A 20,486-nucleotide genomic window follows, 5' to 3' on the forward strand; every position below is an offset into this window, starting at 1 on the left:
CGCCAAACGTTAAACCATCGCTTTGAACCCATCAGTGTGTCCTTAGGCGAGTAATCTAGAAATCATCAGGCAAAATATCTTAATAATGAAGCGTATACGAAATTTCTCCATTATCGCACATATTGACCACGGTAAGTCGACACTGTCTGACCGTATTATTCAGATTTGTGGCGGTTTGACTGACCGTGAAATGGCAGCGCAAGTTCTGGATTCTATGGATCTAGAACGTGAGCGCGGCATCACTATTAAAGCGCAGAGCGTAACGCTCGACTATAAAGCACAGGATGGGGAAACTTATCAGCTGAACTTCATCGATACTCCAGGACACGTTGACTTCTCTTATGAGGTTTCTCGTTCTCTGGCGGCGTGTGAAGGTGCATTGCTGGTGGTTGACGCAGGTCAGGGCGTTGAAGCCCAGACGCTAGCTAACTGCTATACAGCCATGGAAATGGATCTGGAAGTGGTTCCTGTTCTGAACAAAATTGACCTGCCAGCGGCCGATCCCGATCGTGCTGCTCAGGAAATTGAAGATATCGTCGGCATTGACGCGATGGATGCTGTGCGTTGCTCAGCAAAAACCGGCGTTGGCGTTCCTGAAGTGCTTGAACGTCTGGTTCGCGATATCCCTGCACCGGAAGGTGATCCAGAAGGCCCATTACAGGCGCTGATTATCGACTCATGGTTCGATAACTATCTGGGCGTAGTTTCTTTGATCCGTATTAAAAACGGTTCACTGCGCAAAGGCGAGAAAGTTAAGGTAATGAGCACCGGTCAGACCTATAACGCTGACCGTCTTGGTATCTTCACACCGAAGCAGATCGACCGTGACGTACTTAACTGCGGCGAAGTAGGCTGGTTGGTATGTGCGATTAAAGATATCCACGGCGCACCCGTAGGCGATACCTTGACGCTGGCACGTAACCCAGCCGAAAAATCTTTGCCGGGCTTCAAAAAAGTAAAACCTCAGGTTTACGCAGGCCTGTTCCCTGTAAGCTCTGATGACTATGAAGCTTTCCGCGATGCGTTGGGCAAATTAAGCCTGAATGATGCGTCCCTGTTCTATGAGCCAGAAACATCTACCGCGCTGGGCTTCGGCTTCCGCTGTGGTTTCTTGGGCTTATTGCACATGGAGATCATTCAGGAGCGTCTGGAGCGTGAATACGATCTAGACTTGATCACAACGGCACCAACGGTTGTGTACCAGATCCAAACCACCGGTGGTGAAGAGATTTTTGTTGATAGTCCATCTAAATTGCCGCCAATCAACAATATCGAAGAGTTGCGTGAGCCGATTGCTGAATGTCATATGCTGTTACCACAAGAGTATCTTGGTAACGTTATAACGCTTTGTATCGAGAAGCGTGGTGTTCAGACTAATATGGTTTATCACGGCAATCAGGTTGCATTAACCTATGAAATACCGATGGCAGAAGTGGTGCTCGATTTCTTCGACCGCCTCAAATCTACATCGCGTGGTTATGCGTCGCTGGATTACAGCTTCAAACGTTTCCAGCAGTCTGACATGGTTCGCGTTGACGTCTTGATCAACAACGAACGTGTGGATGCGCTGGCGCTAATCACCCATCGCGACAACGCGCAGTATCGTGGTCGTGAGCTGGTTGAGAAGATGAAAGAACTGATCCCGCGCCAACAGTTTGATATTGCGATTCAAGCGGCTATTGGCAACCAGATTATTGCGCGTTCAACGGTTAAGCAGCTGCGTAAAAACGTTCTTGCTAAGTGTTACGGCGGCGACGTGAGCCGTAAGAAAAAACTGCTGCAGAAGCAGAAAGACGGTAAGAAACGTATGAAGCAGGTCGGCAACGTCGAACTGCCGCAGGAAGCCTTCTTGGCCATTCTGCACGTAGGTAAAGACTAAAGTTCTATGATGAGCGGCACCGATTGAGGTGCCGTTATCATTGAGAGGCTTATGCCCAAATAGATTTCAACCTCGTTCTCGTTAAAGTTGAAATCACGGGGTTATTTAAGGAGTTATTGGCATGGCCAATATGTTTGCTCTAATTCTGGTTATCGCAACGTTGGTGACTGGGGTTATTTGGTGTATCGACCGCTTTAAGTTAGCACCGGCGCGTCGAGCAAAGATCGAGGCGATTAATGCCCAAACGGTTGACGGTTTAGATAACCAGACCGCCAAAGACGCGGTGAAAACGTCAGGTTGGATTGAAACCTGCGTATCCGTTTTCCCTGTTTTGGCACTGGTTCTGATTATCCGCTCATTTATTTATGAGCCTTTCCAGATCCCATCAGGTTCAATGATGCCGACGCTGCTGATCGGCGATTTCATTCTGGTAGAAAAGTTTGCCTATGGAATTAAAGAGCCTGTCGCGCAGCACACGATTATTCCAACCGGACATCCTAAGCGCGGCGATATCGTGGTATTTAAATATCCGCTGGATCCACGTTTGGACTATATCAAACGCGCCATTGGTTTACCGGGTGATAAAGTCACTTACGATCCATACAGTAAAGAAGTTACGGTTTACCCAGCCTGCCAAACAGGGCAGAACTGCGACAAGTTATTGCCGATTACCTACAGCGCGGCTGAGCCAAGCGAGTGGGTGCAGACTTTTGGCCAAATGGGTAATGGCGAAGCGAGCAGCGGCTTTTTCCAGATTCCATTAGATCAAAACGTGGATGATGGATACCGCATGAGCGAGCGCAAAGAAACGCTGGGTACCGTTACCCATCGGATTCTGACCGTGCCTCAAGCGCAGGACATGATGTCGCGTTACTATCGCCAGCCGGGTCAACCACAGGGCGTATGGGTGGTGCCTGAAGGCCATTACTTCATGATGGGCGACAACCGTGATAACAGCGCCGATAGCCGTTATTGGGGCTTTGTTCCTGAGCAAAATCTCGTAGGTAAAGCAACGGCAATCTGGATGAGCTTTGAAAAACAAGAAGGGCAATGGCCGACCGGCGTTCGCCTGAATCGTATTGGTGGCATCCACTGATTTTCTGCTCGTTATTCACGCTGTGGGGATCTTCCTACAGCGTGAAATCTGTGTGACGTTTTCACCAGCATTAAAATATGTGCCTAAACTTATTTCCGTTGCATTAATAGCTAGGCAACTTCAGCGAATAAGGCATATTACCGCAGCATTATATTTTCAGTCGTTGTAGAATACCCCTTCGAGCGATAAAAAGTTGGCTTCCGATCTGGAAGCCACTGCAAACGAAACAGCTTTGGATTGGCTAATGGCAAGCAGGCCTGTTCCGTATGCTGCGGTTTTTGACGCATTCTAGATCTATTTGGTATCTCATGAATCCCATCGTAACTAACCGGCTTCAAAAGAAGCTGGGCTATACTTTTCAACAGCAGGAGCTGTTATTGCAGGCATTGACTCATCGCAGTGCCAGCAGCAAACACAATGAACGTCTTGAGTTTCTGGGCGACTCAATTCTTAGTTTCGTTATTGCCAATGCGCTGTATCACCGCTTCCCGCGGGTTGATGAGGGCGACATGAGCCGCATGCGTGCTACTTTAGTACGTGGAAATACGCTGGCAGAAATGGCACGAGAATTTGATTTGGGGGAGTGCCTACGTCTTGGGCCGGGTGAGCTAAAAAGTGGTGGTTTCCGCCGTGAATCTATTTTAGCTGACACCGTAGAAGCGTTAATTGGCGGCATTTTCCTGGATAGTGATATCCAAACGATTGAACGACTGATCCTTGATTGGTACCGCTCACGCTTGGACGAGATAAGTCCAGGTGATAAGCAAAAAGACCCGAAAACGCGTCTGCAAGAGTTCTTGCAGGGACGCCATCTGCCACAGCCATCTTATTTGGTGGTGCAGGTTCGCGGTGAAGCACACGATCAAGAATTTACTATTCACTGTCAGGTCAGCGGCCTGAGCGAACCGGTTATCGGTATTGGCTCAAGTCGTCGCAAGGCCGAGCAGGCAGCGGCTGAACAAGCGCTGAAACAGCTGGAGCTTGAATGAGCGAAGAAACAACTTATTGCGGATTTATTGCCATCGTTGGACGTCCTAACGTTGGCAAATCGACATTGCTGAACCAATTACTGGGGCAGAAGATTTCGATCACCTCGCGTAAGCCACAAACGACCCGCCACCGCATCATGGGTATTCACACGGAAGGGCCATATCAGGCCATCTACGTGGACACCCCCGGGTTGCATATTGAAGAAAAACGCGCCATCAACCGTTTGATGAACCGCGCTGCCAGCAGCTCAATCGGTGACGTTGAGCTGGTGATTTTCGTTGTTGAAGGGACACACTGGACCGCCGATGACGAAATGGTCGTGAATAAACTGCGTGATTTGAAAGCGCCGGTTATCTTAGCGATCAACAAAGTCGATAACGTTCAGGATAAAGCAGCTTTGCTGCCACATATCCAGTTCCTCAGCGAACAAATGAACTTTATGGACGTGGTTCCAATCTCTGCGGAGAAGGGAACGAACGTAGATACCATCGCCAGTATTGTGCGTAAAAAACTGCCGGAAGCGATCCATCACTTCCCAGAAGAGTACATTACTGACCGCTCACAGCGCTTTATGGCGTCTGAAATCATCCGTGAAAAACTGATGCGTTTCTTGGGCGAAGAGCTGCCGTATTCCGTTACCGTTGAAATTGAACGCTTCGTTTCTAACGAACGCGGTGGTTACGATATTAACGGTCTGATTCTGGTTGAGCGTGAAGGCCAGAAGAAAATGGTTATCGGTAATAAAGGCAGCAAAATCAAGACAATTGGTATCGAAGCTCGCCAAGACATGGAAGCCATGTTTGAAGCTAAAGTCCATCTTGAGCTGTGGGTTAAGGTTAAATCCGGTTGGGCAGACGACGAACGTGCGCTGCGCAGCTTGGGTTATGGTGAAGATCTCTAAGAGATCGCGCCTATGGAAGGTTGGCAACGCGCATTTGTGTTACATGGGCGTCCCTACAGTGAAACCAGTCTTCTGTTAGACCTGTTCACTGAAGGGCACGGTCGTGTACGTCTGTTGGCAAAAGGCGCACGCAGCAAACGCTCAAGTCTCAAAGGTGCGTTACAACCTTTCACGCCGCTGCTGGTTCGCTGGGGCGGTAAAGGGGAAGTCAAAACCCTACGTAATGCTGAGCCTGTTTCATTAGGGCTACCGCTGACGGGCATTTCGCTCTATAGCGGTCTGTATGTCAATGAGCTGGTTTCCCGCGTGCTTGAGCAGGAAACCAACTACTCTTCGTTATTCTTCGATTACCTCAACTGTTTACAAAATCTGGCGGCGACCGTCGGCTCTCCTGAACATACGCTGCGTGAATTCGAACTCGCTTTGCTGGGCAATCTTGGCTATGGCATCGATTTTCTGCACTGCGCGGGCAGCGGCGAACCGGTCTCTGATGAGATGACCTATCGCTACCGTGAAGAGAAAGGCTTTATCGCCAGTCTGCTGGTCGATCAGCTCAGCTTTACCGGCCGCGATTTAAAAGCGTTAGCTGAACGTAGATTCCCTGATCCCCTCACGCTGCGTGCGGCTAAACGTTTTACGCGTATGGCGCTGAAACCCTATTTAGGTGGAAAACCGCTAAAAAGCCGTGAGCTGTTCCGTCAGTTTGTCGGAAAACGCCCAGTCAAACCTGCATCTGCTTGAAATCTCACTGTCCCCTACATCGCAATAATTCTGTCTGACCCTATCCCGCTAAGTTCGGTGTACACTGATGCGAACTAAGCCTTATTCTGTCTGTAATCTCTGACTTAAACGTTTTCTTAAGAGGATTTGTCATGGCTGATTTACTGTTGGGCGTCAATATCGATCATATCGCAACCCTGCGCAATGCGCGTGGCACCCAGTATCCAGACCCTGTTCAAGCGGCATTTATTGCAGAGCAGGCTGGCGCCGATGGGATCACCGTGCATCTGCGCGAAGACCGTCGCCACATTACCGATCGCGATGTGCGTTTGCTGCGCCAAACTATTCAGACGCGTATGAATCTGGAAATGGCGGTTACCGATGAGATGATCGATATCGCCTGTGAATTGAAGCCGCATTTTTGTTGTTTAGTGCCTGAAAAGCGCCAAGAAGTGACTACCGAAGGCGGGTTAGACGTTGCGGGCCAGTTGGACAAAATGACGGTTGCAGTGGAGCGCTTAACTCAGGCGGGTATTTTGGTATCGCTGTTTATCGATCCCGACCAGCGTCAGATTGAAGCCGCTGTGAGCGTTGGCGCGCCCTATATTGAAATTCACACCGGTGCTTATGCCGATGCAGAATGTGAACTAAAACGACAAGCCGAATTTGAACGTATTGCCCAAGCCGCGCGTTTTGCCAACGAGCGCGGTTTGAAAGTCAATGCGGGCCACGGTTTGACCTATCATAACGTCCTGCCGATTGCGGCATTGCCTGAAATGCATGAGCTGAATATTGGCCACAGCATCATTGGTCGTGCGGTGATGAGCGGTTTACCTGAGGCCGTGAGTGCCATGAAACAGCTGATGTTGGAAGCGCGTCGCTAATGGCTGTTCTAGGATTGGGCACTGATATCGTTGAAATTTCTCGCATTGAGGCCGTAGTCGAGCGCAGTGGCGATCAAATGGCGAAACGCGTATTGGCGCCCGCTGAATGGGAGCAATACTGCGCTCATCAGCAGAAAATTCGTTATTTAGCCAAGCGCTTTGCGGTGAAAGAGGCTGCGGCTAAGGCATTTGGCACCGGTATTCGTAACGGGCTGGCCTTTGCTCAGTTTGAAGTTTACAACGATTCGCTGGGCAAGCCGGTACTGCGTTTACACGGGCGAGCCGCCGAGCTGGCGCAGGAAATGGGGATTACGTCGATTCACGTTTCTCTGGCTGATGAACGCCGCTATGCCTGTGCGACCGTGATTGTTGAAGGGTAAAAAATAGCGAGATAACTAACGCTCAATCACCGTTCTGCGCGTGATTGAGCGCCCAACAATGCTAGCCGTTCAGTTTCTCCTGTGCGGCTTTCTCCACGTTTTCAATTTCGTCGAGTAACTCCATCCACTCCGGCTCTAAATCGCCCACCGCAATCTCATGGCGCAGTTGTTGCTCGATATAACGGCACAGACGTTTCAACCGTGGAAGACCACTGTAACTGCAGCTACCGTGAAGCTTGTGAATAATATCTACGATAGCCGGATCCTGATTGCCTTCGAGAGCCGCTTCCACCTGTGTTTTGACCTGTGGAAGGAACTCCAGCAGCATCTGTAGTAAATCCCGCGCCAGATCTTCTTTATTGGCCGCTTGTCGCAGCGCCATGTCCCAATCGAGCGTCAGATCGCTATCGGTTTCAAGTGATGCGGCTGCGGCTGGTGAATTAGTCTCATTAGGGGCACGATAGTAACGCGCTAGAAGCTGGCGCAGCATATTTTCGTCGATGGGTTTAGCGAGATAGTCATCCATCCCCGCGCGGAGTAGGCGCTCACGTTCACCGTTAATGGCATGTGCCGTTACGGCGATGATTGGCGTATCAACATAGCGTGGAATTTTGCGGATTAATTCACTGGTACGAATGCCGTCCATTTCTGGCATTTGAATATCCATGAGGATGATGTCTAAACGATGCTCCTTAGCTTGAGCAATCGCTTCTTCACCGCTATGACACAGAATAATTTGTTCGACCAGCTCACCTAACAGCGCGCCAATCAGCTTCAGGTTGGCCGGATTATCATCAACCGCCATGACGTTCAGCGGTAGGCGCTCAACCTTATGCTCAATCACCACCGGCGCACGCTTCGGCAGGCTATTATCCAGCAAAATAGGCAGCAGACGGTTGCTAGTCAGCGGTTTGGCTAAACAACTGCGTACTCCTTGTTCTTTCAGTTCATCGCTATAGAGCAGCTTGTGGCTCGGCATAGCAAGGATCACGCGGTTGGCTAAGGACAACGCGGTTTTCAGCTTATCGCGGCCCTGTGCATCGTCATAGGTGAAGTTAACCGGCAGCCCCACCAACAGGATATCGTAGTGAGAGTCAGGAATAACCTGAGCCAGAAGTGGGCTGTAGCTCACTTCTAACGGCGTTGCCTGAAGCAAGTCCAGCGTGCATTGTGCCGCAACGGGGTTTGACTCGACATAAAGCAGTTTTTGCCCGGCTAAACGCTGCATCGGGAAGTGACTTGCCGGTGCGTTATGGTTGAGCTCAAGTTGAATATGGAACCAGAATGTCGAACCTTTGTTCGGCTGGCTATGGAAGCTAATATCCCCACCCATTTCATTCACCAGTTTCTGGGTGATGACCAACCCCAATCCAGTGCCGCCATGACGGCGAGAGATACTGGCATCTGCCTGTCGGAATGCTTGGAACAGCTGCGATTGCTGGCGTTCTGAGATACCAATACCGGTGTCGTGCACCAACACTTCAAGCTCCACCTGATGTGGGGTGGTGCTACGCAGCTCAATGCGAATATCAATATTCCCTTTCTCGGTGAATTTAATCGCATTACCTAACAGGTTAGTGAGGACTTGCTGTATCCGCATCGGGTCGCCGATCACATGTTCGGGAACGTCGTTACGAATATTCAGAGTAAGCTCAATGCCTTTTTCGTGTGCGCTAGGAGCAAGTAAAACGGTGACTTCATCGATGGTTTCACGCAGCAGGAAAGGAATATGTTCCAGTACCAGTTTGCCTGCTTCAAGCTTCGAGAAATCAAGCACATCGTTGATGATGGTCAGAAGATTATTTGCCGAACGTTCAATGGTCTGCAAGTAGTCACTTTGGGTCGCGTTAAGCGGTGTTTTCAGCACTTGTCGAGTAAAGCCGATGACGCCATTGAGCGGCGTACGCAGCTCATGCGACATATTGGCCAAAAACTCGGATTTAATTCGCGCAGCTTCCTGAGCACGTTTTTTAGCTAAATCTAACTCGACGTTTTGGATTTCCATCTGCTCGAGCGTTTCACGCAGGTCTGAAGTGGCCTGATCGATATTTTGCTGCATCTCTTCGTGATAGGCCGTCAGAGACATTGCCATCGAATTAATACCGTTTTTGAGCATATCCAGCTCACCCAGCATATGGCCTTCTACGCGACTGTCGAGCTGCCCGCGACGGATACGGTCGACGGTGTTAACCATGTTGCGGATAGGCCCTGTGACATCGCGCATCAGCCGGTAGGCAAACAGCAACGCAATACACATGCAGATAATCAATAGCAACGTCGCAACGAACACTTCCTTGTATTGCTGTAATCGCACCGAACGCAGATCCAATTCAACCGCGATATAGCCAAGGTGTGGATTTTCGTCGTTGGTTGCATCGATAAATCGGTCTTCTGAGATGATCGGCGTGCGCAGGATTAACGAATCCCCATGCTTAGAAAGCATCAGGTCGTTAGGCATCGGCACCCCTTTAGGGAGCTGTAGCAGCGAATAGTTGTGGTGATAATTCGAGGTGACGAACAGATCGTTATTATCGTCGAAAACGGCGATGGAACGCACGATATCGGAATGACGGCGATGCAGCAGGCCAATCAACTGTCGCACGGCTTCACGGCTACGGAAGGTCATACCGTATTCGCTAGCCACGGCAAGCGGCTCAATGATGCTGGCTCCAGAATCCACCAATTGTGCTTGTAACTCATTGTATCTATGAACAACGAAGAAAGTACTGAGCAGCAAACCAATCAATAAAGTGGGGGCTAAAATCAGTACCATCATGCGCGCACGCAGGCTGTATTTGGTCATGTGGGTCCAATGTGGGAGAATTGGTGGCAGATATCATTATTAGCGAAAGCTAAAACCAACAACAAATCGATAAAACATGGCTCAATTTTACTCTCCGGGACGCCGTGTGGCGACCCGACAAACCATAACTGTGACGGCAACCGACCTTGATCCTTTTGGCCAGGGTGTTGCGCGCCACAATGGTAAAGCTATCTTTATTTCAGGCCTATTGCCAGATGAGCAAGCCGAAGTCACGTTAACCGAAGATAAAAAGCAGTTCGCTCGCGCCAAAGTGAAGCGTTTACTCACTCGCAGTCCAGAGCGTGTAGCGCCACGTTGCCCGCATTTTGGCACCTGTGGCGGCTGCCAACAGCAACATGCCAGTGAGCCTCTGCAGCAGCGCAGTAAATCGGCTTCTCTCCAGCGCCTGATCAATCGTGAAACAGGTTTGGATATCATACCAGAATCCGTTATTAGCGGGCCAGAATACGGCTACCGTCGGCGTGCGCGTTTAGGATTACAGTTTCAGCCGAAGCAACAACAACTGGTGATGGGATTTCGCAAGTCAGGTTCTAATGATTTAGTGCCTGTTAACGCGTGCCCTGTATTAGCGCCCGCGCTGGCATCGCTTTTGCAACCGCTGCATGAATGTCTGGCCGGAATGAAGGTGGTTCGTCGTTTAGGCCATGCGGAACTTGTTTTGGCCGATAATGGCCCCGTGTTGGTATTGCGCCATCTTGATCCGTTGAAAGAACAAGATTTGGCCCGATTGCACAATTTTAGTGCGCAGCATCGCGTTATGATCTACCTGCAGGGTAATGACGACGAACTGGTTAAGCTGTGCGATGACGCACCGTTTTATCAGGTTGATAAACTGCGCTTATTTTTTAGCCCCAAAGATTTTATTCAGGTCAACGACGCCGTGAATCAACAGATGGTTGCGCAGGCGTTGGAGTGGCTAGAGGTAGAATCGACCGATCGCGTGTTAGATCTGTTTTGCGGTATGGGCAACTTCACATTACCGTTAGCAAAACGCGCAAAACAGGTCGTTGGCGTTGAAGGTGTTGCTACGCTGGTGGCAAATGGTCTGTATAATGCCCAGATTAATGCATTGAATAACGTCGAGTTCTTCCAGCACAACTTGGAGGAGGATGTGACTCTGCAGCCATGGGCTAAACTTGGGTTTGATAAAGTGTTGTTAGATCCAGCGCGAGCCGGCGCCGCAGGCGTCATGGACCACATTGTTAAACTGGCACCGCAGAAGGTGGTTTATGTTTCCTGTAATCCCACCACGCTGGCGCGTGACAGTCAGATTTTAATCGCCGCGGGTTACCAAATGGCGCGCGTGCGAATGCTAGATATGTTTCCCCACACGGGGCATTTAGAGTCGATGGCGTTGTTTGTTGCGTCGTAGTACGGCTCAAAGTTGATGAGTAAAAGGGAGAGGATATGGTTGCGGTAAGAAGTGCCCATCTAAATACGGCTGGTGAATTTGCCCTCGATGAGTGGGTGAAGAGCCTGAATCTGTCGAACCAGCAGTCGTGTGAGCGTCTCTCTGCAACTTGGCGTTATTGTCAGCAAAAAACACTTAACCATCCTGACGCGGCATTGTTACTGTGGCGCGGCGTTGAAATGGTGGAAATTCTCTCCACGCTCAGCATGGACAACGACAGTATGCGCACCGCGCTGCTGTTTCCGCTGGTGGAAGCCAAGGTCATTGACCGTGAAACCGTCGAAGAAGATTTTGGTAAAGAAATCACCAATCTGGTGCATGGCGTGCTGGAAATGGATGCTATCCGCGCGTTAAAAGCCACCCAAAATGACTCCGGCGCCTCCGAGCAGGTGGATAATATCCGCCGCATGCTGCTGGCGATGGTGGAAGATTTCCGCTGCGTGGTGATAAAGCTGGCTGAGCGTATTGCTCATCTACGCGAGGTCAAAGATGCGCCAGAAGAAGAACGCGTATTGGCGGCCAAAGAGTGTTTCAACATCTATGCGCCGTTGGCAAATCGTCTGGGTATTGGGCAGCTAAAGTGGGAGTTAGAGGATTTCTGCTTCCGTTACCTGCATCCAGATGAATATAAAAAGATTGCCAAACTGTTGCATGAACGCCGTATCGATCGTGAGCAGTTTATTGACGATTTTGTTGAAGCGCTGCGCAAGGAAATGGCCAAAGAAGGTGTCAAAGCCGAAATTTATGGCCGACCCAAACACATCTACAGCATCTGGCGCAAAATGCAGAAAAAGGCATTGGCGTTTGATGAGCTATTTGACGTGCGTGCGGTGCGCATCGTGGTTGAGCGCTTGCAAGATTGCTACGCGGCGCTGGGGATAGTGCACACTCACTATCGTCATTTGCCTAATGAATTTGACGACTATGTGGCTAACCCAAAACCTAATGGTTATCAGTCGATTCATACCGTAGTTTTAGGCCCGCGTGGTAAAACGCTAGAGATTCAGATCCGTACACGCCAGATGCATGAAGATGCCGAGCTGGGCGTTGCGGCGCACTGGAAATACAAAGAGGGGCCGCAGGCGGCGGGTCGTTCTGGTTACGAAGGCCGAATTGCATGGCTGCGTAAACTGATTGCATGGCAAGAAGAGATGGCGGATTCCGGCGAGATGCTGGATGAGGTACGTAGTCAGGTATTTGACGATCGTGTTTATGTATTTACGCCAAAAGGCGACGTCGTGGATCTGCCTGCGGGCTCAACGCCGCTCGACTTTGCTTATCATATCCACAGCGACGTCGGTCATCGCTGCATCGGTGCCAAAATTGGTGGCCGCATCGTGCCGTTCACCTATCAGCTACAGATGGGCGATCAGGTTGAAATTATCACCCAGAAGCAGCCAAACCCAAGCCGCGACTGGCTGAACCCGAACCTTGGCTATGTGACAACCAGCCGTGGGCGCGCCAAAATCCATAACTGGTTCCGCAAGCAAGATAAGGACAAAAATATCCTTGCTGGCCGCCAAATTCTCGATGATGAACTTGAGCGCTTGGATATCAGCCTGAAAGAAGCTGAGAAGCTTCTGATCCCGCGTTATAACGTCAATTCAATGGATGAGGTTCTGGCGGCGATAGGCGGCGGCGATATTCGCGTTAACCAAATGGTTAACTTCCTACAGGGCAAAACGAATAAGCCAAGTGCGGAAGAAGCCGATCGGGAAGCGCTAAAACAGCTCACGCAAAAAGGCCAATCTCAGTCACGTAGTGATAAGAGCAGCGGTCGTGTTGTAGTGGAAGGCGTTGGTAATTTAATGCACCACATTGCGCGCTGCTGCCAGCCGATCCCTGGCGATGAAATTATCGGTTTTATCACTCAGGGGCGCGGTATTTCAATTCACCGCTCTGACTGCGATCAGCTAAATGAATTACGCTCTCATGCGCCTGAACGTATCATTGACGCGGTATGGGGCGAAAGCTACTCCAGTGGCTATTCGCTGGTGGTTCGCGTGATGGCTAACGATCGTAGTGGTCTGCTACGTGATATCACCACCATTCTCGCCAATGAGAAGGTTAACGTGCTGGGCGTGGCCAGCCGTAGCGATACCAAAAAACAGTTGGCAACGATTGATATGGATATCGAGATTTATAATCTGCAGGTGCTTGGACGTGTGCTGGCAAAATTAAATCAGTTACCCGATGTTATCGATGCGCGCCGATTGCACGGTGGAAAAGCAGAAAAATAACTAGCTAAAAATAGAGGTGGCGCTATTCGTCACCTCTATTTATATTAAGATAATTCTATTTTTAATAAAAATCCTATTAAATTAGATTTAACTATTAATATGTAATCTGATTTCTAATTATATTTTTAATTTTTATTTATCAGCGTGTTACCGTTTTCTTTCTCGTTATCAATCATGATTTTTGTTTCATGGTGGCGCTCATTTTATGAGTCTCGCGATGCATCTCTGGATAATTATTTACATCTGACTTATTATCAACGAAATATTCACTGAGTATACGCCTCAGTTGTGCCTTTCAGACAATAATCCTAAAGAGAATAATCTACTCATGAGAAAATTCTGGTTTGGCTTATGAGCTCAAATAATCTTTTTTTCCGCTTGCTAAGCCAGCGTCAGGACGTAATAACGGTAATATTGTTCGTTATCAGTGCTGCCTGTTTTACACTTTTTTATTACAAAACTGAAACAACCGTTAAGCAGATGGAATTTTTGCTTAAACTTTCCAGCGCCCGCAGCGACTTTCTCTCTCTCTCCGCGTCTACGTTTTATAATATAGATAATCGAAAAACGAATGAGCGGCTCAAAGATAGCCAATTACAAGCTTTACAGTGGAGTTATTCAAACTATATTAATTTGCTACACAGCTTTTCAATCCCTAAAGGGTTAAAAGAAAGTGAAGAAACGGCGTCAAACGAATTATTTAACCGGGTTATCAATGCTAGGCATGGTGATTCGGGGACCATGGTATTACCGTCGAATACCCAAAACTTCAGAGCGATTATTGAAGAGTCGTTAGAGGAAATAAAATATACGTTTCATTGGCAGTTAATACTGCTGATCTTAATCCCCTTTCTTATTGCCGTTATCCGCACGCTACATGGACTCTACTATATAGATATCTTTGATAAGATGAATAAAGACTACTATATGGATTTTTTGACCAAAGCCTATAATCGCCGATATATTCCTAAGATTAAAAAACGTGCTGGTTTAGACTATGTTCTTGCTATCGATATCGACCACTTTAAACAAATCAATGATAGCTATGGTCATGATATTGGTGATGAAGCTTTGTACAAATGCACGAAGATTATGCAGGGAAATATCAAGGCGAGTGACATTGTTGTTCGCATGGGAGGCGATGAGTTTGTGGTCTTTTTGTTTAATGCCACCTTACAGGATGCCAAGCATGTTACTGAGCAAATTTTGCATGATATTAATGATGAGAAACTCTATATTTCTGAGAGCGTGACGGCAAAAATGACCGTTTCAATTGGCGTCGCGAAGTTCGATAATGATATTTCCACGACAATGAAACTGGCAGATGTTAACTTATACGAGTCTAAGAGTCGCGGTAAGAAACAGTTCACCTTCTGAGCACTAGTTCGTATGAAAAAAAATAAATTGGCATTTATAGAGAGCTACTCTCTCAAGACGATTGTTCTGTCGGTATTCGTGTTTTTTACCACGTTTATTGTCATCTTTATTCTTTATCTCCAGTTTCAGCAAGAGAACCATGCGCTGAATCGGATGAGCGAAAAGGTCATTACGTCTAAAGGGGAAACGGTAAAAAGCATGCTGGAGCACTATATCAATGTGCCCAAACAGTCGAATGCCGCCGTAGCCACATCACTGAAAGCCATGGATTTTAGTGAAACCAGCGATCAAATGCCGTTTATAAAAGAAATTTTGCTGCAAACCATGGGACGAATTTTTTCGGGTGACAAGTATTTAAGCATGGTGGCGCTTGGTACGAGGGATGGCCACTATATCGGCGTCGGTCGGAATAACATTACGGATAAAGAATATCTCATCCTGAAGTCGCGTGTCACACAGGGTCGGCTGAATTACTACAATGGACTTTCTCAGGATGAAAAACCACGAGAAAGCATTGAAAACTACGACGTTAGCCAACGTCCATGGTTCCGTTATGTTGATGAAAGCAAACAATCTTCATGGACCAAAGCCTATCGAGACTTTAACTCGGATAGCGGCATTAGCATCTCTTTTAGCTCTCCCGTATACGACAAAAAAAATCGTTACATTGGCGTGATCTCAAGCGATCTGCGCTTAAGCCGATTTAGTCGCTACCTGATGGAACTGACAAAAAATGAAAACAACGTCATTTTTATTGTGAACGGTTCTAATCAGATCATTGCGTCTTCTAAAGATGATTATCTCATTTCCGATCTCTCATTTGGCATTGCCGATCAGGACGGTGGCGGGCTGGGTTCAGTCATGGACAGCACCGATCCTTTAATAAAATCGACGGTTAAAATCCTGCAAAATAACCCTAGCGAAGTTGAGCGCATTCAATCTGGCAGCTCTATGTACTTTGGTAAGGTCATGCCGGTAGGAAACGATCTTAATTTACCCGGCTGGCGCATTGTTGTGCTGTCAGCTCAGGACGATTTAACTGGTGATTTGCTGAGTAATCGTATTATTACGATTATCCTTTCGGTCATTATATTTGCACTGGGTTCGTTGATCGCGGTGAAATTACTCTCGATGGTAACGAACCCGATATTAGATATTGCGCGACAAGCGCCGATGATTGCCCGCCGAAAATGGAAACCAAGTCTTAATCATCAGGCTCAATTTTCTGAAATTAGGGTGCTGAATACCGCCTTTGCACAAATGTCGGATGAGCTGGAAGGCATGTTCCTAAAGCTAGAAAATCAGCTCAATATTGATGAAGACACTCAACTTCTGACGCGCAGAGGATTGCTGGGTAAGTTCCGAGAATGTCATGAAGAGCAGGGTGGTTATACGATTGGATTGCTCGCGATTGTCGCTTTAAGTAACTTTAATGCCATCACCAGCAGTTTAGGGCGCAGCTACGGCAGAGATTTTGTTTCACGTTTTATTCAAGACTTACAGGCAATTTTGCCCGCTGGGACATGGCTTGCGCGGGATGCCGAAGAGCGGTTTATTATTTGCTATCCGGGCGTAAAAACGCAGGAATTCTGCTTAGCAGAGCAACATAAATTTGAGCGTTTCTTCAGAGGATTAGATGTAGAGCATGATGCGGATGGGCAGGTATATGCGGGAAATACCGGCTTTGTGCATGACTTTATCAATCCGAGCACGCTCAATGACAGTATTATGGATGCTTATATTGCGCTCAAATTTGCCTGCAGCAAAGGCAACGGTTACAGCATGCTGTATCACTCAGATATTCGCGCCGAGGAAATCCTCAATATTAATATGCTACGCCATCTAAAGAGTGCGCTAGCGCTGAACGAGTTCTTCTTGGTATTCCAACCGATTGTGAATTTGGCTACGCGTAATATTACCGGTGCTGAATGCTTAATTCGTTGGCGCAATGCAGAACTCGGCATGGTGGGGCCCGATCACTTTATTCCTCTCGCGGAAGATACCGGCTTTATTGTTCCTCTCGGTGCGTGGGTTTTAGATAACGCCTGTATGCAACTGAGTGAAAAACTCTCCAGCGGTGAATGGCCAAGCAACTTTAAACTGCATGTGAATATTTCACTAGTACAGCTCATGCAGCAAGATTTTGCGCACAGCCTTTTTGCTACGCTGGCTCGGCATAATATTGCGCCGCACAACATCTCGATTGAAATTACTGAAACGAGCATGATGAAAGAAACTGAGATCCTAATGGAAACTATTAGCACTATCCGCCGTGGGGGTGTTTCTGTTGCTATTGATGATTTTGGTTCAGGTTTCTCAAGTCTCTCTTATCTGCATAAGCTTGAGTTTGATACCTTAAAAATCGATAAAGACTTCGTTAGCGATGTCCTTACCGATAGCCGCAACGAATCGATTGTGTCGGCGGTGATCCGACTATCCCACGGTTTTAATGTTCCATTGGTGGCCGAAGGGGTTGAAACTGCGGAAGTGGCCGACAAACTACAGGCAATGGGCTGCCAAAAAGCACAGGGGTATTACTTTGCTCGGCCAATGCCGCTCAGCGAGTGGCCGGATATCGGGAAGGTCTTACCCTAATCCTCGCCATAAGATGTGCCAAAGCCGTGAGATGAAATGTTTCGTTGGCTTAGGTGACGGGTTTCGGACGCTAAGAACTCCAACAGGAATAGGCGAACGAAACCTTGCACCGTCATTATGCTGTTACTGAGTCAATCTCAAATCTGCCCTTTCGGCACAATATCCTCATTGAAACTCAGCCTCTTGCGGCCCGCTTCCTCTTCACGCAGTGGCTCAACTTCACGCAGCGTTTCTTTGCAGCGGATAACCAACTCTTGATATTCGCGGGTGCCTGCGCGTTTCCAACTCAATTCTTGTTCACTGAGCTCGCGTACCACGCGGGCGGGGCTGCCAACCACCAGCTTATTTGCGTCAAATTTTGCGGCGGCTTTCACAAAAGCTGCTGCGCCAATAATGGTGTTTTCACCGATGTCTGCGCCATCCATCACCACGGCATTCATGCCAACGAGCGCATTATGACGAATGCGGCAGCCGTGCAAAATGGCACCGTGGCCGATATGCCCATCGATTTCTACCACGGTATCCTGCTGTGGGAACCCATGCATGACGCAGTTATCTTGAATGTTTGCGCCGTCTTGCACCACGATGCGGCCAAAGTCGCCGCGCAAGCTGGCGTTGGGCCCGATATATACGCGTTTGCCGATAATCACATCGCCAATTAAAACCGCGGTAGGATGAACGAAACTACTGCTGTCGACTACGGGGGTTAAGCCATCAATCTGATACACGGGCATCGTTAAGTCTCCTTAAGGTGTAGGGCTTTCTCGGGGTAATCCGCCAAAGCGCCGATAGTAGGCGACCGCTGGCTGGGGGAGTTCACCGATGGTGGTTTCTGTTTTCTCACTCACATAGCGCGTGGCGGCATGATCGATGCGTTGGTAAATATTGATACACAGATTACGGGCGATCTGTCCTTCCCACTGGTTCGGCAAAAGCGCATCGGGCAACAGCGGATCTTTCAAAACCACGCGGCGATAGTAGTGGATCAACAGTAAACGCAGCTGAAAGCAGCGCTCAGGGGTGAGTTCTTCTTCTGGTGTATCACGCAGCAGCGTCATGAGCGGGCGAAACGAGGCGATAAACTCATGATAATACTCTGCAACTTCATTCAGGGACCAACTAGTAGAAACTAGCTCTTTCAAGCTCTGTTCCGAGCGGTTGTAAGGATAGTCCGCACGGAAATAGATCACTGATTCGCTGGCGTTCAACTCGCTTAGCATGGCGGGAACGTCGTTCTGTTCGCGTGCGGGAGCCGCCATCAGCGAACTGTTCATTTGACCAAAACCAAGCCAGCTGAGTCCCTTTTTCAGCCGAACTCGCTCTGCTTTACTTGCCATTTCGAGCAACAACAAATCCCACTGTCCATCCCATTCAGGCTGTTCGCTGAGATAGATTTTGCTTTCTGCATGACGAAACTGATTCATGCCGCGCTCGGTGACGCGATAGAAGCTGCGACGGCCTAATTTTATGACGTCCAGCCATCCCTCTTTTTGCAGCCGAAAAATGGAGGTACGGACGAAACGATCGCCAAACCCAAGCGGCTCAAGCAGCGCACTCAGGCTACCTAACCAAACTTCACCGCCACGATGGCTGAGTGCATCGCCATACAACGAGATAATCAGTGACGTACCGCTGATCGGCTGGGCATCCAGCGCATGACGAATAAAGTCGTCAATTTTGTGTTCCATTATTCTTCACCGGTCAGTTTTTAGTGTGTCATCACAGTAGCATAACCGGATGAAAAGTTGTGGGATCTTCCAAACAGCGCAGAACGGTTCCCTCCCCTGATAAGGGGAGGGCTAGGTGGGGCAGGGTTTACCGCCCCCGACAATCCACCACGCGAACGGCTTTGCCCTCTGAACGCGGAATATCACCGCAGTTGACGATGCTGACCTGAGTACTCACGCCGACCATCGATTTAATATGGTGGCGCAGCTGATGGCAGATATCACAGCGCTGGTCGTGGTTGAGAACGTTAGGCTCTTTCAGTTCAACTTTGACCGACAGGTTATCCAAATTGCCTTTGCGCGTGACTTCCAACTGGTAGTGCGGCGACAGCTCGCGGAACTTCATAATTTGTTCTTCAAGCTGAGAAGGGAACACGTTTACGCCGCGAATAATTAACATATCGTCAGATCGGCCGGTGATCTTATCCATACGGCGCATATTGCGTGCCGATCCCGGCAGCAAGCGGGTAAGATCGCGGGTGCGATAGCGGATCACCGGCATCGCCTCTTTGGTTAGGGTGGTGAAAACCAACTCTCCCGCTTCACCGTCTGGCAGCACATGGCAGCTATCGGGATGAATGATCTCTGGATAGAAATGATCTTCCCAGATTGTTGGGCCGTCGGCATATTCGGCGCACTCCATCGCTACACCAGGGCCCATCACTTCAGACAGTCCATAAATATCTAGCGCTTTAATCCCCATACGGGTTTCGATTTCGCTACGCAGAGAATCGGTCCAAGGCTCCGCGCCGAATACGCCCAAGCGCAGTGAACAACCGCGGGCATCACCGCCCATTTTGCGCTCGAGCTCGTCAATCAGCGTCAGGCAATAAGAAGGCGTCACCATGATGACATCGGGTTTGAAGTCGAGAATGAGCTGCGCCTGTTTTTCCGTTTGTCCGCCGGACATCGGGATGACGGTTGCGCCGAGTCGCTCAGCGCCGTAATGCGCGCCTAAACCTCCGGTGAATAGCCCATAACCGTAGGCCACATGAATTTTATCTTTGGCCGTTGCTCCTGCGGAACGCAAACAGCGGGCCACAATATCCGCCCAGTTATCGATATCCTGCTGGGTATAACCGACTACCGTTGGGCGACCGGTCGTTCCCGATGACGCATGCACGCGAACCACCTGTTCCATCGGCACTGCGAAGGTGTCGAAAGGGTAGTTGTCGCGCAGATCCTGCTTGGTGGTATAGGGGAATTTCGCAATATCGCTCAGTTGCTTAAAGTCATCAGGATGAACGCCAGCCGCATCGAATTTGCGTTTGTACATCGGCACGTTGTTATAGGCGTGATGCAGCGTCCACTTCATACGCTCTAGCTGCAATGCCTGAATTTCATCACATGAGGCGAATTCAATCGGATCAATGTGCGGTAATGTTTTAGTCATGTTTGCCATTCCTGATAATATTTTTCTTAGTATTTGAATCGCGCTCACAGGCTCTGATTTGTAGGGGCA

General features: G+C 48.9%; 15 protein-coding genes. 11 read left to right on the plus strand and 4 right to left on the minus strand.

Going from position 1 to position 20,486, the window contains the following annotated elements; all coding sequences use genetic code 11:
- The first annotated feature begins 85 nt into the window (after positions 1 to 85).
- The 7 genes from lepA to acpS all read left to right on the plus strand — a co-directional run bounded on the left by lepA (position 86) and on the right by acpS (position 6,850).
- Positions 86 to 1,879 carry a translation elongation factor 4 gene (lepA, locus tag U0008_RS05065; protein ID WP_025800531.1) on the plus strand — a complete coding sequence of 598 codons (1,794 nt, stop codon included), beginning with the start codon at positions 86 to 88 and terminating at the stop codon, positions 1,877 to 1,879.
- A gap of 121 nt (positions 1,880 to 2,000) precedes the next feature.
- A complete protein-coding gene (lepB, locus tag U0008_RS05070; protein WP_121626089.1) occupies positions 2,001 to 2,975 on the plus strand; it encodes a signal peptidase I in 975 nt (324 codons plus the stop codon).
- A 308-nt stretch (positions 2,976 to 3,283) separates the two neighbouring features.
- Positions 3,284 to 3,964 carry a ribonuclease III gene (rnc, locus tag U0008_RS05075; protein ID WP_043491473.1) on the plus strand — a complete coding sequence of 227 codons (681 nt, stop codon included), beginning with the start codon at positions 3,284 to 3,286 and terminating at the stop codon, positions 3,962 to 3,964.
- A complete protein-coding gene (gene era / locus U0008_RS05080) occupies positions 3,961 to 4,866 on the plus strand; it encodes a GTPase Era (protein ID WP_025800534.1) in 906 nt (301 codons plus the stop codon). Before rnc ends, era begins: the two co-directional genes overlap by 4 nt.
- A 12-nt stretch (positions 4,867 to 4,878) precedes the next feature.
- A complete protein-coding gene (gene recO, locus U0008_RS05085; protein WP_025800535.1) occupies positions 4,879 to 5,607 on the plus strand; it encodes a DNA repair protein RecO in 729 nt (242 codons plus the stop codon).
- A 131-nt stretch (positions 5,608 to 5,738) separates the two neighbouring features.
- Positions 5,739 to 6,470: a pyridoxine 5'-phosphate synthase gene (gene pdxJ / locus U0008_RS05090; protein ID WP_025800536.1), complete on the plus strand. Its 732-nt coding sequence runs from the start codon at positions 5,739 to 5,741 to the stop codon at positions 6,468 to 6,470.
- Entirely contained in the window at positions 6,470 to 6,850 is a 381-nt protein-coding gene (acpS, locus tag U0008_RS05095; protein ID WP_025800537.1) for a holo-ACP synthase, read from the plus strand. Before pdxJ ends, acpS begins: the two co-directional genes overlap by 1 nt.
- Before the next feature lie 61 nt (positions 6,851 to 6,911).
- On the opposite strand, the gene barA is transcribed toward acpS, so the two are convergent.
- On the minus strand, positions 6,912 to 9,653 hold the full coding sequence (gene barA / locus U0008_RS05100; protein WP_025800538.1) for a two-component sensor histidine kinase BarA: 2,742 nt from the start codon (positions 9,651 to 9,653) through the stop codon (positions 6,912 to 6,914).
- 76 nt (positions 9,654 to 9,729) lie between these two features.
- Between barA and rlmD the strand changes: the two genes are divergently transcribed.
- The 4 genes from rlmD (at position 9,730) to U0008_RS05120 (ending at position 17,297) form a co-directional block, all read left to right on the plus strand.
- A complete protein-coding gene (gene rlmD / locus U0008_RS05105) occupies positions 9,730 to 11,046 on the plus strand; it encodes a 23S rRNA (uracil(1939)-C(5))-methyltransferase RlmD (protein ID WP_043491476.1) in 1,317 nt (438 codons plus the stop codon).
- 35 nt (positions 11,047 to 11,081) lie between these two features.
- Positions 11,082 to 13,325 (plus strand): GTP diphosphokinase, encoded by a 2,244-nt coding sequence (relA, locus tag U0008_RS05110; RefSeq protein ID WP_025800540.1) that lies wholly within the window; start codon positions 11,082 to 11,084, stop codon positions 13,323 to 13,325.
- A 351-nt stretch (positions 13,326 to 13,676) separates the two neighbouring features.
- Complete coding sequence (locus U0008_RS05115; protein WP_046359224.1) at positions 13,677 to 14,702, plus strand: GGDEF domain-containing protein; 1,026 nt, start codon at positions 13,677 to 13,679, stop codon at positions 14,700 to 14,702.
- A gap of 12 nt (positions 14,703 to 14,714) precedes the next feature.
- Complete coding sequence (locus U0008_RS05120; RefSeq protein WP_121626090.1) at positions 14,715 to 17,297, plus strand: bifunctional diguanylate cyclase/phosphodiesterase; 2,583 nt, start codon at positions 14,715 to 14,717, stop codon at positions 17,295 to 17,297.
- Positions 17,298 to 17,434: 137 nt separating this feature from the next.
- On the opposite strand, the gene paaY is transcribed toward U0008_RS05120, so the two are convergent.
- The 3 genes from paaY to paaK all read right to left on the minus strand — a co-directional run bounded on the left by paaY (position 17,435) and on the right by paaK (position 20,417).
- Positions 17,435 to 18,031, minus strand: a complete 597-nt coding sequence (gene paaY, locus U0008_RS05125) for a phenylacetic acid degradation protein PaaY (protein WP_043491483.1) — start codon at positions 18,029 to 18,031, stop codon at positions 17,435 to 17,437.
- Positions 18,032 to 18,043: 12 nt separating this feature from the next.
- Entirely contained in the window at positions 18,044 to 18,985 is a 942-nt protein-coding gene (gene paaX / locus U0008_RS05130) for a phenylacetic acid degradation operon negative regulatory protein PaaX (RefSeq protein ID WP_043491486.1), read from the minus strand.
- Positions 18,986 to 19,112: 127 nt separating this feature from the next.
- Positions 19,113 to 20,417 (minus strand): phenylacetate--CoA ligase PaaK, encoded by a 1,305-nt coding sequence (gene paaK / locus U0008_RS05135; RefSeq protein ID WP_025800545.1) that lies wholly within the window; start codon positions 20,415 to 20,417, stop codon positions 19,113 to 19,115.
- Positions 20,418 to 20,486 lie beyond the last annotated feature (69 nt).

Source organism: Hafnia alvei (assembly GCF_034424155.1).
GTDB classification, from domain to species: Bacteria; Pseudomonadota; Gammaproteobacteria; order Enterobacterales; family Enterobacteriaceae; genus Hafnia; species Hafnia alvei.